The organism is Aliivibrio kagoshimensis, assembly GCF_050337105.1.
GTDB classification, from domain to species: Bacteria; Pseudomonadota; Gammaproteobacteria; order Enterobacterales; family Vibrionaceae; genus Aliivibrio_A; species Aliivibrio_A kagoshimensis.
Window position 1 is genome coordinate 1 of sequence record NZ_JAKJSQ010000168.1, and the last position, 672, is coordinate 672.

The following is a 672-nucleotide window of genomic DNA, read 5'->3' on the forward strand; positions in this document are numbered from 1 at the left end:
CTCGACGCCTGATAGCAAGCTATCATCGTTTCCGCCCGACTTGCATGTGTTAAGCCTGCCGCCAGCGTTCAATCTGAGCCATGATCAAACTCTTCAATTAAAGTTTTTTCATTGTTGYTTCTCTTGCTAAAAGAGAAAACAACGCTCAATGATTATTACTGATTTTGTTCAAACTTTCGTTTGAACGATTTGACTGTGTCAATAAGTCGAAACTTATYGATTAAGGCCACTCAGTTCATTGAGATTATTTTTTGATAATCTATTCACGAGTGCCCACACAAATTGCATGGTCAAATTGTTAAAGAGCTTTGACTTCAATGCGTTAGCGCTTTGCGCTTCACCGAGTCAGGCCGCGTATACTACGCTGACCGTTTGGAATGTCAAGGGTTAATTTATATTAATCTCAACCTTCCGGATAATTCAATTTATACTGATAATGAAGTGACTATTATTAATGCCTCAACGTTTCCGTATAAATGTTGACACCATTCAAACTTGTGTAAGTTCATATCCTGTCAACGAGGCGGGATTATAGAGTGAAATAGTGTGATGGCAAGCTATTTTCATCATTTAAATTCTGATCGAATGATTATCCATCAATTCGATAATTTATGATTAAATAATCAACATTTGAAGAGCGTCACAATGATTGATTGGTAATTAGTCATTAAT

The 672-nt window shown here is 36.6% G+C and carries 1 rRNA gene; it reads right to left on the minus strand.

Going from position 1 to position 672, the window contains the following annotated elements:
• Positions 1-100 (minus strand): 16S ribosomal RNA (locus L4C32_RS20765); the annotation flags it as partial.
• Positions 101-672 lie beyond the last annotated feature (572 nt).